This is a genomic window from Ancylobacter crimeensis (assembly GCF_023016805.1).
Classification (GTDB): domain Bacteria; phylum Pseudomonadota; class Alphaproteobacteria; order Rhizobiales; family Xanthobacteraceae; genus Ancylobacter; species Ancylobacter crimeensis.
In genome coordinates this window covers 22,337-37,985 of sequence record NZ_JALKCH010000011.1, presented here as the reverse complement: position 1 = coordinate 37,985, position 15,649 = coordinate 22,337, and the positions used below count along the sequence as shown (strand labels likewise).

General features: G+C 68.2%; 8 protein-coding genes. 3 read left to right on the top strand and 5 right to left on the bottom strand.

The window, feature by feature from the left end:
* Positions 1-101: 101 nt before the first annotated feature.
* A complete protein-coding gene (gene clpB / locus MWN34_RS15960) occupies positions 102-2,720 on the top strand; it encodes an ATP-dependent chaperone ClpB (RefSeq protein ID WP_247030308.1) in 2,619 nt (872 codons plus the stop codon).
* A gap of 106 nt (positions 2,721-2,826) precedes the next feature.
* On the opposite strand, the gene galU is transcribed toward clpB, so the two are convergent.
* Positions 2,827-3,717, bottom strand: coding sequence for a UTP--glucose-1-phosphate uridylyltransferase GalU (gene galU / locus MWN34_RS15955; RefSeq protein WP_247030307.1), 891 nt, complete (start codon positions 3,715-3,717; stop codon positions 2,827-2,829).
* A 297-nt stretch (positions 3,718-4,014) separates the two neighbouring features.
* Between galU and MWN34_RS15950 the strand changes: the two genes are divergently transcribed.
* On the top strand, positions 4,015-5,415 hold the full coding sequence (locus tag MWN34_RS15950) for a lytic murein transglycosylase (protein ID WP_247030306.1): 1,401 nt from the start codon (positions 4,015-4,017) through the stop codon (positions 5,413-5,415).
* Between the two features lie 349 nt (positions 5,416-5,764).
* On the opposite strand, the gene MWN34_RS15945 is transcribed toward MWN34_RS15950, so the two are convergent.
* The gene (locus tag MWN34_RS15945; protein WP_247030305.1) at positions 5,765-10,069 is read right to left on the bottom strand and encodes a glycosyltransferase; all 4,305 of its coding nucleotides are present in this window, start codon (positions 10,067-10,069) and stop codon (positions 5,765-5,767) included.
* Between the two features lie 36 nt (positions 10,070-10,105).
* Positions 10,106-11,833: a glycosyltransferase family 2 protein gene (locus MWN34_RS15940; RefSeq protein WP_247030304.1), complete on the bottom strand. Its 1,728-nt coding sequence runs from the start codon at positions 11,831-11,833 to the stop codon at positions 10,106-10,108.
* 211 nt (positions 11,834-12,044) lie between these two features.
* Here MWN34_RS15940 and MWN34_RS15935 point away from each other — a divergent pair, with 211 nt between their 5' ends.
* Positions 12,045-13,565 (top strand): SGNH/GDSL hydrolase family protein, encoded by a 1,521-nt coding sequence (locus MWN34_RS15935; RefSeq protein ID WP_247030303.1) that lies wholly within the window; start codon positions 12,045-12,047, stop codon positions 13,563-13,565.
* Positions 13,566-13,593: 28 nt separating this feature from the next.
* Here the strand turns inward: MWN34_RS15935 and MWN34_RS15930 are convergent, their stop codons facing one another.
* Both MWN34_RS15930 and MWN34_RS15925 read right to left on the bottom strand, forming a co-directional pair.
* Complete coding sequence (locus MWN34_RS15930) at positions 13,594-14,055, bottom strand: bleomycin resistance protein (protein WP_247030302.1); 462 nt, start codon at positions 14,053-14,055, stop codon at positions 13,594-13,596.
* A gap of 98 nt (positions 14,056-14,153) precedes the next feature.
* A complete protein-coding gene (locus tag MWN34_RS15925; protein WP_247030301.1) occupies positions 14,154-15,578 on the bottom strand; it encodes a glutamate synthase subunit beta in 1,425 nt (474 codons plus the stop codon).
* Between the last annotated feature and the right edge of the window lie 71 nt (positions 15,579-15,649).

Genomic DNA, 15,649 nt, shown 5'->3' with positions numbered 1-15,649 from the left:
TTCGGGGGCCCGCCGCGGCGGTCGGGATACGGGCGCCGCTGTCCCGAATGACCGTTCGCGCCTCAGGGGAGGGCGAGCGAGGGGCCAGGAGGCATGTACCCATGAATTTCGAGATCTATACCGATCGGGCACGCGGATTCGTTCAGTCGGCGCAGGCGCTCGCCTTGCGTGAGGGCCACCAGCAGTTCACCCCCGACCATCTTCTGAAGGTGCTGCTCGACGACCCGGAAGGCCTGTGCGCCGGCCTGATCCGCCGCGCCGACGGTGATCCGCGCCTCGTGCTGGCGGAGACCGAGGCGGCTCTGAACAAGCTGCCCAAGGTTCAGGGCTCGGGCGCGGGGCAGGTCTATCTCGCGCCGACCACGGCGCGCGTCTTCGAGGCCGCCGAGAAGGCCGCGAAGAAGGCCGGCGACGGCTATGTGACCGTCGAGCGGCTGCTGCTCGCGCTGGTGCTGGAGAAGGACAGCGAAGCGGGCAAGATCCTCGCCAAGGCCGGCGTCACCGCTCAGAAGCTCAATACGGCGATCGAAACGCTGCGCAAGGGCCGCACCGCGGACAGCGCGACGGCCGAGAACGCCTATGATGCGCTGAAGAAATATGCCCGCGACCTCACCGAGGCGGCCCGCGAGGGCAAGCTCGACCCGGTGATCGGCCGCGACGAGGAGATCCGCCGCACCATCCAGGTGCTGTCGCGGCGCACCAAGAACAACCCTGTGCTCATCGGCGAGCCCGGCGTCGGCAAGACGGCCATCGTCGAGGGACTGGCGCTGCGCATCGTCGATGGCGACGTGCCGGAGAGCCTGAAGGACAAGAGCCTGCTCGCGCTCGACATGGGCTCGCTGATCGCCGGGGCGAAATATCGCGGCGAGTTCGAGGAGCGGCTGAAGAGCGTGCTCTCCGAGGTCGAGGCGGCCGAGGGCGGGATCATCCTGTTCATCGACGAGATGCACACCCTCGTCGGCGCCGGCAAGACCGACGGCGCGATGGACGCCTCCAATCTGCTGAAGCCGGCGCTGGCGCGCGGCGAGCTGCACTGCGTCGGTGCGACCACGCTCGACGAGTACCGCAAGCATGTCGAGAAGGACCCGGCGCTCGCCCGCCGCTTCCAGCCTGTCTTCGTCAACGAGCCGACGGTGGAGGACACCATCTCCATCCTGCGCGGCATCAAGGAGAAGTACGAGCTGCATCACGGCGTGCGCATCACCGATTCCGCGCTGGTCGCGGCGGCGACGCTGTCGAACCGCTACATCACCGACCGTTTCCTGCCCGACAAGGCGATCGACCTCGTCGACGAGGCGGCCTCGCGGCTGCGCATGCAGGTCGATTCCAAGCCCGAGGAGCTGGATTCGATCGACCGCGAGATCGTGCGCCTGCGCATCGAGCAGGAGGCGCTGAAGAAGGAGAGCGATGCGGGCTCGAAGGACCGGCTGAAGAAGCTGGAGAAGGAGCTGGCCGACCTCGAGGAGCGGTCCTCCGCGCTCACCTCCCGCTGGAAGGCGGAGAAGGAGAAGCTCGGCGACGCCCAGAAGGTGAAGAGCGATCTCGAGAAGGCGCGCGCCGACCTCGCCATCGCCCAGCGTTCCGGCGAGTACCAGAAGGCGGGCGAGCTCGCCTATGGCACCATCCCGGCGCTGGAGAAGAAGCTCGACGAGCTGGAGAAGCGCGGACTGGCCGACGAGGTGAAGGCCGGCGCCATGGTGGAGGAGGCGGTGACGCCCGACCACGTCGCTCAGGTTGTCTCCCGCTGGACCGGCGTGCCGATCGACAAGATGCTGGAAGGCGAGAAGGACAAACTGCTGCGCATGGAGGACGAGCTGGCCAGGCGCGTCATCGGCCAGCGCGAGGCGGTGGAAGCGGTCTCGACCGCGGTGCGTCGCGCCCGGGCGGGGTTGCAGGACCCCAACCGGCCGATCGGCTCCTTCATGTTCCTCGGCCCCACCGGCGTCGGCAAGACGGAGCTGACCAAGGCGCTGGCGGCGTTCCTGTTCGACGACGACACCGCCCTCGTGCGCATCGACATGTCGGAATACATGGAGAAGCACGCGGTGGCCCGGCTGATCGGCGCACCTCCCGGCTATGTCGGTTATGAGGAGGGCGGCGCGCTGACCGAGGCGGTGCGGCGCCGGCCCTACCAGGTCGTGCTGTTCGACGAGGTGGAGAAGGCCCACCCGGACGTGTTCAACGTGCTGCTGCAGGTGCTCGACGACGGGCGCCTGACGGACGGGCAGGGCCGCACGGTCGACTTCCGCAACACGCTGATCATCATGACCTCGAATCTCGGTTCCGAGTTCCTGGTCAACCAGAAGGATGGCGAGGACACGGAAGAGGTGCGCGAGGAGGTGATGTCGGTGGTGCGCTCGCACTTCCGGCCGGAATTCCTGAACCGCATCGACGAGATCGTGCTGTTCCACCGGCTGCGGCGCGAACAGATGGGCGCGATCGTGGATATCCAGGTCGCCCGGCTGCGCAAGCTGCTGGACGAGCGGAAGATCCGCATCGAGCTCACGCCGGAGGCGCGGGAATACCTCGCCGAGAAAGGCTACGACCCGGCCTATGGCGCACGCCCGCTGAAGCGCGTGGTGCAGAAGCTGGTGCAGGACCCGCTGGCCGGGCGCATCCTCGCCGGTACGGTGAAGGACGGCGATCTGGTGAAGGTGGAGAAGGGGGCCGACGGCCTGCTGTTCGACGCGATGCCGGGGGCGGTGGAAGAGGCGGCCTGAGAGCCGCCGTCTTTTCCGGAGCGGGCGGCCTGAGGGCCGCCGTCTTCTGAAAGCACAAAGGGCGCCGCTCATGCGGCGCCCTTTTTTCCTTGGTCGTGCCGGACGCTCACTGGCCCTTGAGAAGGGCGTCGAGCTCGGGGCGGAACTCGCGGGCGATGTCGGGGCGCGACAGCGCATAGGCGACGTTCGCCATCAGGAAGCCGAGCTTCGAGCCGCAGTCATAGATCGCGCCGTCGAAGGTGACGCTGTAGAAGTCCTGGCTCTTCGCCAGCTTCAGCATGGAATCGGTGAGCTGGATCTCGTTGCCCGCGCCGCGCTCCTGGCTGGCGAGAAGGTCGAAGATCTCCGGCTGCAGGATGTAGCGACCGGAAATGGCGAGGTTGGACGGGGCGACGTCCTTCTTGGGCTTCTCGACCATGCCGCTGATCCGGTGCACGCCGGCGCCGACTTCCTCGCCGAGGCCCACGATGCCGTACTGATCGGTCTGTTCCGGGGGCACCTCATAGACCGCGAGGTGGTTGCCGCCGCCGGTCTTGGCATAGGCCGCGACCATCTGGGCGAGGCAGCCCTTGTTGCTGCGCGACTTGTGCAGCATGTCGGGCAGCAGCAGGGCGAAGGGCTCGTCGCCGATGATGTCGCGGGCGCACCACACCGCGTGACCGAGGCCGAGCGGGAGCTGCTGACGGGTGAAGCTGGTCTTGCCCGGGCCCATGGTCTCGTCGCGCAGGGCGTCGAGCAACTGGTACTTGCCGCGTTCGGCCAGCGTGGCCTCCAGCTCGTATTGCCGGTCGAAATGGTCCTCGATCACGCCCTTGTTCCGGCCGGTGACGAAGACGATGTGCTCGATGCCGGCCGCGCGCGCCTCGTCGACCACGTGCTGAACCACCGGCCGGTCGACCACGGTCAGCATTTCCTTCGGTACCGCCTTGGTGGCGGGCAGGAAGCGGGTTCCGAGGCCGGCGACGGGCAGGATGGCTTTGCGGATGGGACTTGCCATGGAAGAAGACGCCACTCTTTCAGGGAGGAGGGAAAGCGTTCGATCCGTCATGCCGGGAACGGCCGAGCCGGTTGTGCGGGCGCGGAGCAGGGAAGGCGCGAGATGTGTTCATGGGCCCCCCGGCGCCGCTGACGAACGGACACCGGAGACTAGTGCATGTTGCGTGGCGGTTAAAAGACCCCGCAATGCAAAGACAACGCCCGGCTCATTCATCCGCCGCATGGATGGAGCGGCTTAACGGCTTCTCAACCTTGACCATTCGTAATGTACCGAGGCACTCGCGTCGGGATCTGTATCATGCGTAATCGGGCGATCGGCCTTCGCCGGCGGACCTCTGCCCTGACGGGCCCTCGGGCAGGCGTCGCCGCGCGCACCGCGCGGGCGTTGCTTGTACTGCCCGTGCTGCTGACGCTCGGGGCCTGTTCCGGCGGCGTCGATTTTGCGCCCGAGCGTACCGCCAGCATTCCCGTGGCCCGCAAGCCTGCGCCCGCGCGGGCGGTGCGCTCCAGCCATCCGGCGATGCAGCCGCAGGCCCTCGCCGCGGCGGAGGCCAATTTCCCGCGCTGCGTGGCCGAACTCGGCGAGAAGGCCCGCGCCCGCGGGGTCTCGGCGCAAGGGGTGCGCACCTATACGGCGGGGCTGACGCCCGACATGTCGATCATGGCCAAGCTCGACACTCAGCCGGAGTTCACCCGTACCACGGGCGACTATGTGACCTCGCTGGTCTCCGACACCCGCATCCAGCGCGGGCGTGAGGCGATGACCGCCAATGCCGCCGTGTTCGAGGCGGTGGAGCGCACCTATGGGGTCGACAAATATGTCGTCGCCGCGATCTGGGGCATCGAGACCAATTACGGCACCGTGCGCGGCACCTATCCGGTGCTGCAGGCCACCGCGACGCTGGCCTGCGTCGGGCGGCGGCAGGCCTATTTCCGCGACGAGTTCGTCGCCGCGTTGCAGATCGTGGATCGTGGCGACATCCCGGAGAGCCATCTGCGCGGCTCCTGGGCCGGGGCGTTCGGCCTCACCCAGTTCATGCCGACCGCCTTCCAGCGCGACGCGGTGGATTTCGACGGCGACGGGCACCGCAACGTGGTGGATTCGGTGGCCGACGCTATGGGCTCCACCGGCGCCAAGCTGCGCCGCGGCGGCTGGGTGGCGGGGCGGAGCTGGGGCTACGAGGTGCAGCTGCCGCGCGGCTTCGACTATCGCCTCGCCGACAAGAGCATCGTGAAGCCGATGGCGGAATGGGCCTCTCTCGGCGTGCGCCGGGTCGCCGGCCGGCCCTTCGCGAACGGAGCGGAAGCCGGCTACCTGTTGCTGCCCGCCGGGGCGGAAGGGCCGGCCTTCGTGATGACCGGCAATTTCAAGGCGCTGCTGTCCTACAATCCGGCAGACGCCTATGCGCTTGCGATCGGCCATCTGGCCGACCGGCTGCGCGGCGGCGATCCCTTCGTGACCCCGTGGCCGGCCGACCAGCGCCCGCTGGCGCGCGGCGAGCGCATCGAGCTTCAGCAGCGCCTCGCCTCCATGGGCTATGAGGTGGGAACGCCCGACGGCGTGATGGGCGCCAAGACCCGCGATGCGGTGCGCGACTTCCAGATCCGCGCCGGGCTGGTGCCGGACGGCCTGCCCGATGTGGCGGTGCTGGAACATGCCCGCCGCAACCCGGCCGGCTACCGGCAGGCGGGACTCTGAGGCCCGCTCGCCGGCTTCCGCCGGCGCTGCAACGATGATGCGGCTGCCGGCACCGTCGAAGGCGAGGGACGTACCGCAGTCCCATGGGGCGACGGTCATCGCCCCGTGGGGCTCCTCAGGCGCGTAGGCATGGCCAGGCTGCCGGCATCCTCGCCGCGATGCTCCCGCTCGCCCTGTTATCCGCTATCCGTCGCCAGCGCCAAGCGCAGCATTGCCGGCCGCGTCGATCGGCGGGCGCACGACATGCAACGCAGCCGGCCACCGCGACAGGCCCGCCTTCGCCCCGTGCCGGCGGTGTCGGCGCGGGGGTGCGTTTCGGGGCGCATGGGGGAGACGCGGCCGGATCGCGTCAGCGTCGCATGTTGCGATGGCCCGCCTCCGCGCGGGTGGGCTTGCGGCCGATGAATTCGAAGCCCGCGGCCGTGACTTCCTGCCGGTCCTGCAAGAGCTTCTCGAAATTCTGCCACAGCGGCGAAGCCCGCTTCGCCGGATCGCGCCACAGCTCCACGAATTCGCCCATGCGGGCGTCGATGAAGGCGTCCACCTCACTGGCCGAGAGGTCCTGCCGCATCGCCTGCTCGCATTCGGACGCGATCCAGCTCACCGTATGGTTGGGGCAGAAGTTCAGCGAAACGTCGAGCTTCTCTTCGTTGAACGCCTCGAACCACGCCTTCATCCCGTAGCGCGTGCAGTTGTAGAAATGCCAGGGCTTTTCGTGCAGCGGCTGCAGGAAGGCGGTGCGCACATGGATGCGTCCGCCGGGCTTGAGCACGCGCATCAGTTCCGCCGCGACCTTCGGCGGGTCGCGGTAATGCTCGAACGCGTTCATCGAGATGACGGCATCGAAGGATTCGTCGTCGAAGGGCAGGTGATGGGCATCTGCCAGCACATCCGTGTGGCGGAAGATGGCGTATTCGACCTCGACGACCCTGTCATGCTTCACAGCCGAGCCGCCGGCGCTGAGATTGAGCACCCAGCCCACGGTTTCATTGATGATGTCGAGAGCGGGCTGCGGCACCTCGTTGCTGATGAGGTCGTAGGGCCGGACCTCCGGCTCTGCCAGCTCGGGCGCCAGCGCGGGCCGGCCCTCGACGATGGGCCATTGCTGGGTGCGATCGAGGCTGATCAGATGCGTGCCGTCGTCCGACATCATCAGCTTCTGGCCGGTGACCGGACAGCGCAGGATCGAGATCAGGCGGTCGAGGCGGCTCGGCTCCGGCTTCGCGACGGCCGAGGCGGTTATCGGCATCAGAGACGCCGGGCGGTCGACGAGTCCCACCCAGGGGTGGCGCCTTTCGAAATCGCGCATCAATGTCATATAGTTCTGCGTGACCGTGGTCTGCTGGCGCAGCATCGAGGCCGCATGCACCCGATAGTCCGCGAGCACTTCCGGCACCCATTCGCCGGCGAGGCCGAGCTCGGCGAAACGGCACCACAGATCGTAGTCCTCCCAGCCGAAACGCACATGGTCATAGCCCCCGACCATGGCCCACGCTTCCTTGGAGATGAGGGCCATCGCGTCGATGTAGTTGCCGGCGGCAAGGTGCTGCGCGCAATAGGGCACATTCGAGATCAGCGCGCTCGAGGCGTCGAAATGCTGGATGGTCGGATAGACGAAGGCCTTCGTGGTGTTCCTGATCGCCGCCAGCAGCAATTCGCAGCATTCCGGCTGCAGCCGGTTGTCGGCGTCGAGCGGCAGCACATAGGGCGAGCGGGCGGCATCGAAGCCCACATTGCGACTTGGGCCGAGGCCGTAATTCCGTTCGTTCTTCAGCACCACGATGCGGTTGAAGCGCGCCGCATTCCTGCGCGCCCATGCCACCGTGACCTCCAGCGAGCGGTCCGGCGACGCATCGTCGACCACGACGAGGTCGAGCGTCTCCAAGGTCTGCGCGGCGACCGAATCGAGCGCCTCCACGACGTAATGCTCGTAATTGTGGGATGGGATGATGACGGTGACCTCGGCGAGGCCGCCGCTGTCGTGCTCGAACGCGACCTCGGAGGGGTAGATGGTCGGCAGCGGTGCCGGGGTCCTGGCCCGGGCGGCGGCGAGGGCGAAGCCGCGGGCGGCACGGGAGCGGGTGTCGAGCTGGTCGAGCACCGTGCCGAGTTGCAGCATGCGGCGGCGGGGGCCGAAGGTGGACAGCGTGGCGTGATAGGCGCGGTGCGCCATCGTGCGGCGCAGCTCAGGGCTCTCCACCAGACATTGCAGATAGCGCGTCCAGTCTTCCGGGCTCGCCGCGAGGAAGCCGGTCTCGCCATGGACGATGGCGCGGCGGAACGGGCCGGTGGGGGAGGCCACGGTCGGCACGTCGACCAGCGCGGCCTCGAAGAACTTCAGCTCGCTCTTCGCTTCGCAGAACACATTGCCGAATTCGAGCGGCGCGAGGTTGATGTCGAAGCGTGCCATCTCCCAGGGCAGGTCCGGCAGCTTCCGCATAGGACGCCATTCGATCTGGCCGGCGAGGGGCACCAGTTCGGGAAACTCCTCGACATCGACGAGCGGCGTCTTGCCGTCAGCGGTCCGGAACAGCACCAGCCGACAGTCCGGGTTGTTCCTGAGTGCCGCGGCGATGCCGGGCACGGCGAGGCCGAAATCCTTCTGGTGCGTGCGTGAGCCGCCGGCATAGCCGATGCGGATGAGCCCGTCGCGCTCGTCGCGCCATTTGCGGGCAGCGAGGAGGGACAGGTCATGGGTGGCGTCGTCGAAGCCGTTCGGCAGGATAAAGGTGGGCTTGCCCGCCCAGCGCATGTGAAAGGCGAGTTCCTCCGTCGTGGTGCAGCAGAGGTCCGCCTCCATCATCATGCGGCGCATCTGGGCGTAAAAGCCCTGCACGCCGGCATCGGTAAGATGCTGGGAGCGGATGCCGTCGATGATTTCGGTCTTGGCGAATTGCGGGTCGATCATCAGGTCGTCGACGTCGAACAGCACGGTCGCGCCGGCTTCGCGGGCGGCAGCGACGATGCGCTCGGCCTCGGCGCTCCAGGGTACCCGCCAGAAGATGACGGCATCGCAGCGCCGAGCCTTGCCGAGCGCAGTATCGACGTCGCGCACGTCCACCCAGTCGGCATGGGCGTCATTGTCCTGCGCCGCCTTCACATAGCGCATCACGCGGTAGAGATGGCCGGGCGTGTTCGTTTCGGACGACACCCAGAGCAGCGACTGGCGCCGCTTCAGCCGGGGGAGGATGTTGCGTGTGCTCTCCCCAACGGCGGCCGTGTCGGCGCCCCCGCGCATGCCGCCGGCCCGGTTCTCGACCTGCCCGTGCAGCTCGTAATGCACCAGCGGGTTGATGCCCAGCGCGCCGACATCGGGATTGCGCGCCAGATAGTCGGAGGTGGAGAAGCGGGGGCCGGGATCGCGCCCTTCCTGTGCGCCGTACAGCGCATAGTGCACGACCGGCTCCATGCCGATGGCGCCGACGTCCGGATAGGTCGCGAGATACCAGTCGCGGTCGAACAGCGCGGAAGCCGAAAGCGTCTCCTCGCCGGGAACGCGCCGCCGCCGCCGGGGGCGCAGCACCTGCAGCAGGCGATCGAGCGCCGCCGGGCTCTTCCGCCGGCCCTGCTTCTTCTCGGCAGGCCGGTTGCGTACCGCCCGCGTCGTCTCCTGCCGGGCGAGGAGCGCAGCGGCTTCGGCGTTTCGCTCAAGGGCGACGGCAAGTTCCTCGTTGAGCGCCTCGACTTCGGAACGCAGCGCGGCGAGCCGGCTTGCCGTCCGGTCGCGCATATTGCGGACGCTGCCCAGCTCGGCCTCGGCCAGCCGGAGATGTTCGGCCGCCTCGTGTGCCGCCGCGTTGAGACGCTGGCGCCAGCTCTCGTCCTGCTCCGCCATGGCACGGCCATGGGCCTCGGCGCCGATCTGCTCGCGGGTGGTTTGGTACCAGAGAGACCCGACACGATTGAAGCGGTTGCGGATGGCCGCGATCTTCGTCGTGTCGGTGAGGCTGCAGAGCGCGGTCATCGCGGCGGGGGCGTTCTTGCCGACGATCGCGATGCCGAGGCCGTGACCGTGCAGGAACTCGAAGGTCGCATAGCGCTCCTTCAGCTCCGCGAAGGCGCGATGCACCCCGAAATCCCGCTCGCGCGCATTGGTGTCGTGGAACAGCACGACCGCGCGGTCGGAGAGCTTGGGAAGCCAGGACTGGAAGTCCTCGACCACATCCTCGTAGCGATGTCGGCCGTCAATGTGCAGCAGGTCGACGGAACCGTCGCGGACCCAACCGAGCGCGTCTACGAATGTCGAGCGGATCAGCGTCGAGAACGCGCTGTATTTCTGCTCGTTGAAGCTGCGCAGCTCGTCATAGATCTCGTCCCCATAGGTGCCGGCGTGCTCGTCGCCCTTCCAGGTGTCGACGGCGATGCACTGTGCGCCGAGATTGCCGAGGAGGTTGGCCTCGCAGAACGCCGCATAGGAGACGCCGTAATGCGAGCCCAGCTCGACGAAGAGCCGCGGCCGGCATGCCGTCATCGCCCAAAAGGCGAAGGGAACATGCGACCACCAGGCGCTCGGCTTTCCGAGCAGCGCCGGCGGATAGAAAATCGGCTCCAGTGCGGGCGAGGCAAAGATGTCCAGGCTGCTGTCACGTTCGGCCGCGTTGCTGGCATGAGGCTGGCTGTCGGACGAACCGGGGTCGGTAGGAAGGATGGACAAGGAGAACTCCACGATTAGCCAACCGGAAAGCCGGCCCTAGAATGCCTTGAATGCGACGAGCCGATCCGGCAGATCCCAGTCTCGACGGATGTTGGGATGCGCGACGGGATCTGCGTCAAACCGCTCACGCCAGCGGTTGCGGAACGCGTTCATCTCACGCCGGTCCTGCGCGATCTTGACCGGATCGGCCTGGGTATGGCGGGAGGCGCCTTCCAGGTGGAAGAGCGGCTCATACGCGACGCACACATTGGAGCGTCCGCTGTCCTCGACCTTCAGGCACAGATCGATATCGTTATAGGCGATCCTGAGCTTGTGCTCGTCGAAGCCGCCGACCTCGTCGAACACGTCGCGCCTCACCGCGAGGCAGGCTGCCGTCACCGCGCTGCAGCGCGCGAGCCCGGCCAATTCGGCATTGCTGCCCAGTTCCTCGCTTCCGCGGAGCCGATGCACATGCATGGCGAGCGGGCCGGGTTCGAGGCTGACGCCGGCATGCTGCACCCGGCCATCGCCATAGAGCAGCTTTGCACCCACGCAGCCGACCTCCGGCCGGCAAACTACGGCCACCATCTCCGCCAGCCAGCCCGGCGTGATGACCTCGACGTCGTTGTTCATGAAGACGAGGATATCCCCGCGCGCCGCACGAACGCCGGTATTATTGATGGCCGAATAGTTGAACGGCCCGGGCACCCGCAGCACCTCGACCCGCGGATCGGCGGCCAGCTCGGCGAAATAGGCCAGCGTTGCCGGCTCGCGGCTCTCATTGTCGAGGATGAGGATGTCGAGCGCGGGATAATCCGTCCGCTGCAGCAGGCCCGACAGGCAGTTTTGCAGGAGTTCCACCCGGTCGCGTGTCGGCACCAGTATGGTGACGCGCAAAGCCTCCTCCGGCCGGGCGAAATGGGGCCGGTTGATAAAGGTGGCCAGTGGCGAGGCGGTGACCGGGCGTCCGAGATGCGCGCTCGCGGCGCGTTGCGCGGCATCGGCATAGCGCGCGACGCAATGCTCGACGGTGGCGGCGTCGCTCTGCGCAGGTATGGCGCGGTGGCACACGATCTCGGGCCAGCGGGCGATCGTGCTTTCCGGGACATGCGTGCCGAGCCGCAGATGCAGGTCGTAATGATCGGCGGGTGCGAAGGCCGGGCGCAGGCCACCCAGAGCCGTCACCTGCTCCCGGCGCATGATGCAGAGCCGGCCCGGCAGATCGAAGGCGAGCTGGGCAAAGGGGTCCCATTCGGGCTTGAAGCGAGGCAGGCACCGGCGTCCGTCGGCGTCGATCCAGTCCTCGCTCGCATAAGCCATGTTGAGCGTCGGAGCTGCCAGGAGCCGCCCGATGATAAAGGCGCAGGCCCCTGCACGCAGGACATCGCCGGGCGAGAGAAACGCAACGAACTCTCCAGCCGCCGCCGCGAGCGCGGCGTTCGCCGTAGCGCTCTCCTCCGCGGGCAGGGCCACACGCCGCACATTGCCGTAGGCCGCACCCTCGAACGTCACGTCGGCGGGCAGGGCAAGGACGATCTCGATGGAACGGGAATCCCAGCACGCCGATCGCAGCGTCGTCTCCAGAGCCGGCGTAACCGCTGGCGCAGCAATCAGGAAGCTCAGCCGTGGCTGCGCTGCCGCCGGCATGTCGAGCAGCGGAACGGCAAGTTTCGCGCTCAGCGGCAATTCCCGTGGAAGCCACGCCGCATAGTCCGCTTCGCTGTAGCCCGCCATCAGGGTTGCGGCGTGCCACAGAGCGGTCTGGCTTACTTCATCCGACGTCAACGCTCGCCCCCGAGGTCATCGCAACAGGCAACACCTCTCTCGGCAACATATATGTGAAAACGAAGGCCTTTCACAATGTTTGCACAGGATAAGCGCCACTCGCGTCTGGTGTGCAGCAGCCGGGTAGGGACGGGTGTGCGGCGTTCCATGGGCGGCGCGCGCATAGGGACTTGAAACGGCCATGAGGATGAGGCACCGCTGGGATATGGCGATGAAGCGGACAGCGTGGCGGAGACGCCGGCCGGCCGGCGGCGAGCCGGGCGCCGAGCGGGCACCGGTTCTCGGCGCGCGGATCCTCGGTCTGCGGGGTCTTGGCCCGCGGGTCTTTGGCGCGGCCGTTTTGGTCGTGCTCGCCGTTCCCTTCCTCGCCGTGCCTGCCGCACAGGCCCAGCAGGACTGGTTCCGCCCGCCGGCCAATGTCGGGGGCGACAGCGCCCCCTCACGGCAGGCGCGGCCGCAGCGCCAGATCCAGCGGCAGGCGCCGCCGCCACCACCGCAGCAGGAGCAGCGCTGGCGTCCACTCTTTCCCTTCTTCGGGCTGTTCGATTCACCGGCGCCGCAGCGCTCGCGCCCGCTCGGCCCGCCGCAGAACCTGATGCCCGACGGCCCGCCGCCGCAGCCGAAGGCGCCCCGCCAGCCCGAGATCGCGGCCGAGCCGCGCGGTACGATCTATGGCTCGCTCGAGGCGGCGCGGAAGGCCTCCGAAAAGCAGCTCACCGCCTCGGTGATGGTGGTTGGCGACGATTATGCCGGCACGCTGGCGCAGGGCCTTGCGGACCTCTTCGCGCCCGACCGCACCACGATTGCGGTGGTGATGAAGACGCAGGCCGGTTCCGGCCTTCTGCCGGGCGGCTATGACTGGCCGGGCAGCGTCGGCGATCTCGCCCGGCAGGAGCAGCCCACCGTCATCGTCGCGATGATCGGCAACAACGACCTGAAGCCGCTGCCCGACGCGACCGGCGAGGCCGAGCCGCTGGACGAGCGCTGGCGCGAACTCTATGGCCGCCGGCTCGACGAATTCCTGCTGCGGCTGAAGGCCACCGGGCGGCCGGTCGCGGTGGTGGGGCTCGCCCCGCTGCGCGACGCCAGGGCCAGCGAGAGCAATGCCGAGCTCAACCGGCTGATCGAGGAACGGGTGTCGCGTGCCGGGCTGATCTATGTCGATGTGTGGGACGGCTTCGTGGACGAGAACGGTAAATATGTCGTCTCCGGCCCCGGCGTCGACGGCCAGAAGCGCCGCCTGCGCGGGGCGGACGGGGTGGGCTTCACCCGCTCGGGCGCCCGCAAGCTCGGCTTCTTCGTCGATAAGGCGATCGGCAAGCTGCTGACCGGGGAGGGCGCTCCGGTCGCCGGCCTGCCGCCCGGCGCTTCGCCAAGCGGGCCGCCCTCGCTCATCCACCTGACCGGCGCCACGCAGGGCGCGCGCGAACTGGCCGGCGGCGGGCCGCCGCGGACGGATGCCGTCGCGGTGGGCGTGAACGGCAAGGAGGCGGCCGACACGCCGAACCCCGAACAGCTCGCTGCGCGCGCTCTGCGCGAGGGCGCGCCGCTGCCGGTGGTGACGGGACGGATCGACGATTTCCGCTGGCCCCCGGTCGTGCCCGCCAGCGAGGCGGCGAGCGCCATGGACGACCCGAAATCCACCAATGGCCGTGCGGCCCAGCAGGGGCAGTCGGCGGATGCCGGGGCCGGGCAGGCGAGCGCGAGCGGGGCGGCTGCCGGCGCGCCCTGAGGGCGGGAAGCCTTCGCCTCCGGGATTGTTACCCTTGCTGAGGCAGCAAAGGCCGCATGCCGAGCGATCTGCTGAAGCGGATCAGGTAACCGTCCGGGTCCTGAACGAGAAACTGGCGAACGCCTGTTTCCCGCTCGCCGACACGATACCATTTCTCTTCCGGCGCCATGTAGAGTGGAAGGCTGGCATGGGCAAGCGCGGCGAGGATCGGGTCCAACGTGCTCACGCCGATCATGACATTGAGCCCGCGACCAAAGGGCGGCTCCAGTGGCCCGGTGCGCCACTGCCGGCCTTCGCCGATCTCTTCCAGCATCAATTGCGCGCCTTCGCGCTCGATATAGGCGAAGCCGTCTTCGGGGCGGGCAAAGGCAATCGAAAAGCCGCACAGGTCGCGCCAGAAAGCGAGGCTGGCGGCGAGGTCGCGCACCAGCAGTTCCGGCACGAGGGCCGCGAAGGTGAAGCCGGGTGCGGGGAAGCCGTCCTCTGTCATTGCGGTGGCCCCATCCCTTCCTGCCGCCCGGCGCGGCAGGTGGTCCTTGTCTTTCCTGCCGCCCGGCGCGGCAGGCGGCTCTCACCCGATCCCGCCGCTCAGCGCGGCAGGACGGAGGCGCCCATCAGGTAGGTGTCGATCGATTGCGCGGCCTGCCGGCCCTCGCGGATCGCCCACACCACCAGCGACTGGCCGCGGCGCATGTCGCCGGCGGCGAACAGCTTCGGCACCGAGGTGGCGTAGTCGTCCTCATTGGCGGCGACATTGCCGCGCCGGTCGAGGCTGGCGGCGCTCTGGTCGATGAGGCCGGCGCGCACGGGGTGGCTGAAGCCCAGCGCGATGAAGACGAGGTCGGCCTTGATCTGGAACTCGGTGCCGGGGATCGGCTGGCGCTTCGCGTCGACGCGGGCGCAGTTCACCCCGATGACGCGGCCCTTCTTGCCGGCGATGCCGAGCGTGGCGGCGGAGAATTCGCGCTCCGCGCCCTCGGCCTGCGAGGAGGAGGTGCGGAACTTGGTCGGCCAGTAAGGCCACACCGCCAGCTTGTCCTCATGGGCCGGCGGCACTGGGCGGATGTCGAGCTGGTGCACCGAGAGCGCGCCCTGCCGGAAGGCGGTACCGACGCAATCGGACGCGGTGTCGCCGCCGCCGATGACCACGACATGCCGGCCCGAGGCCAGGATCGGCTGCTCGTGGCTGACATCCTCATGGCCGAGGCGGCGGTTCTGCTGCACCAGATAGGGCATGGCGTAGTGGACGCCGTCCAGATCCTGCCCCGGAAGCTGCGGGTCGCGCGGATGCTCCGAACCGCCGGCCAGCAGCACGGCATCGAAGGCGGCGTGGATGTCTTCGAACGGCTTGGTGACGCCGACATTCACCCCGTAATGGAAGGTGACGCCTTCGCCTTCCATCTGCGCCACGCGGCGGTCGATGTAGTGCTTTTCCATCTTGAAGTCGGGAATGCCATACCGCAGCAGGCCGCCGGCCTTGGGCTCGCGCTCGAACACATGCACCTCGTGCCCGGCGCGGGCGAGCTGCTGGGCGGCGGCCATGCCGGCGGGACCGGAGCCGATGACCGCGACCTTCTTGCCGGTCTTCACCGCCGCCGGCTCGGGCCGGATCCAGCCCGACTTCCACGCCTTGTCAGCGATCGCCTGCTCGACGGTCTTGATGGTGACCGGCACGTCTTCCAGGTTCAGCGTGCAGGCTTCCTCGCAAGGGGCGGGGCAGATGCGGCCGGTGAATTCGGGGAAGTTGTTGGTGGAGTGAAGGTTCCGCGCGGCTTCCTCCCAGTCGCCATTATAGACGAGGTCGTTCCAGTCCGGGATCTGGTTGTGCACCGGGCAGCCGGTCGGGCCGTGGCAGAACGGGATGCCGCAATCCATGCAGCGCGAGGCCTGGTTCGCCACCTCGCTGTCCGGCAGAGGCAGAGTGAACTCGCGGAAATGGCGAATGCGGTCGGAGGCCGGCTGATACTTCGCCTCGCGCCGGTCGATTTCGAGAAAGCCAGTAACCTTACCCATCGCGCCCTCTTCCGCGGACCGCCCTCTCCTTGGAGGCGTTCCACTCGGTGCCTGATACATCAATCATGCCA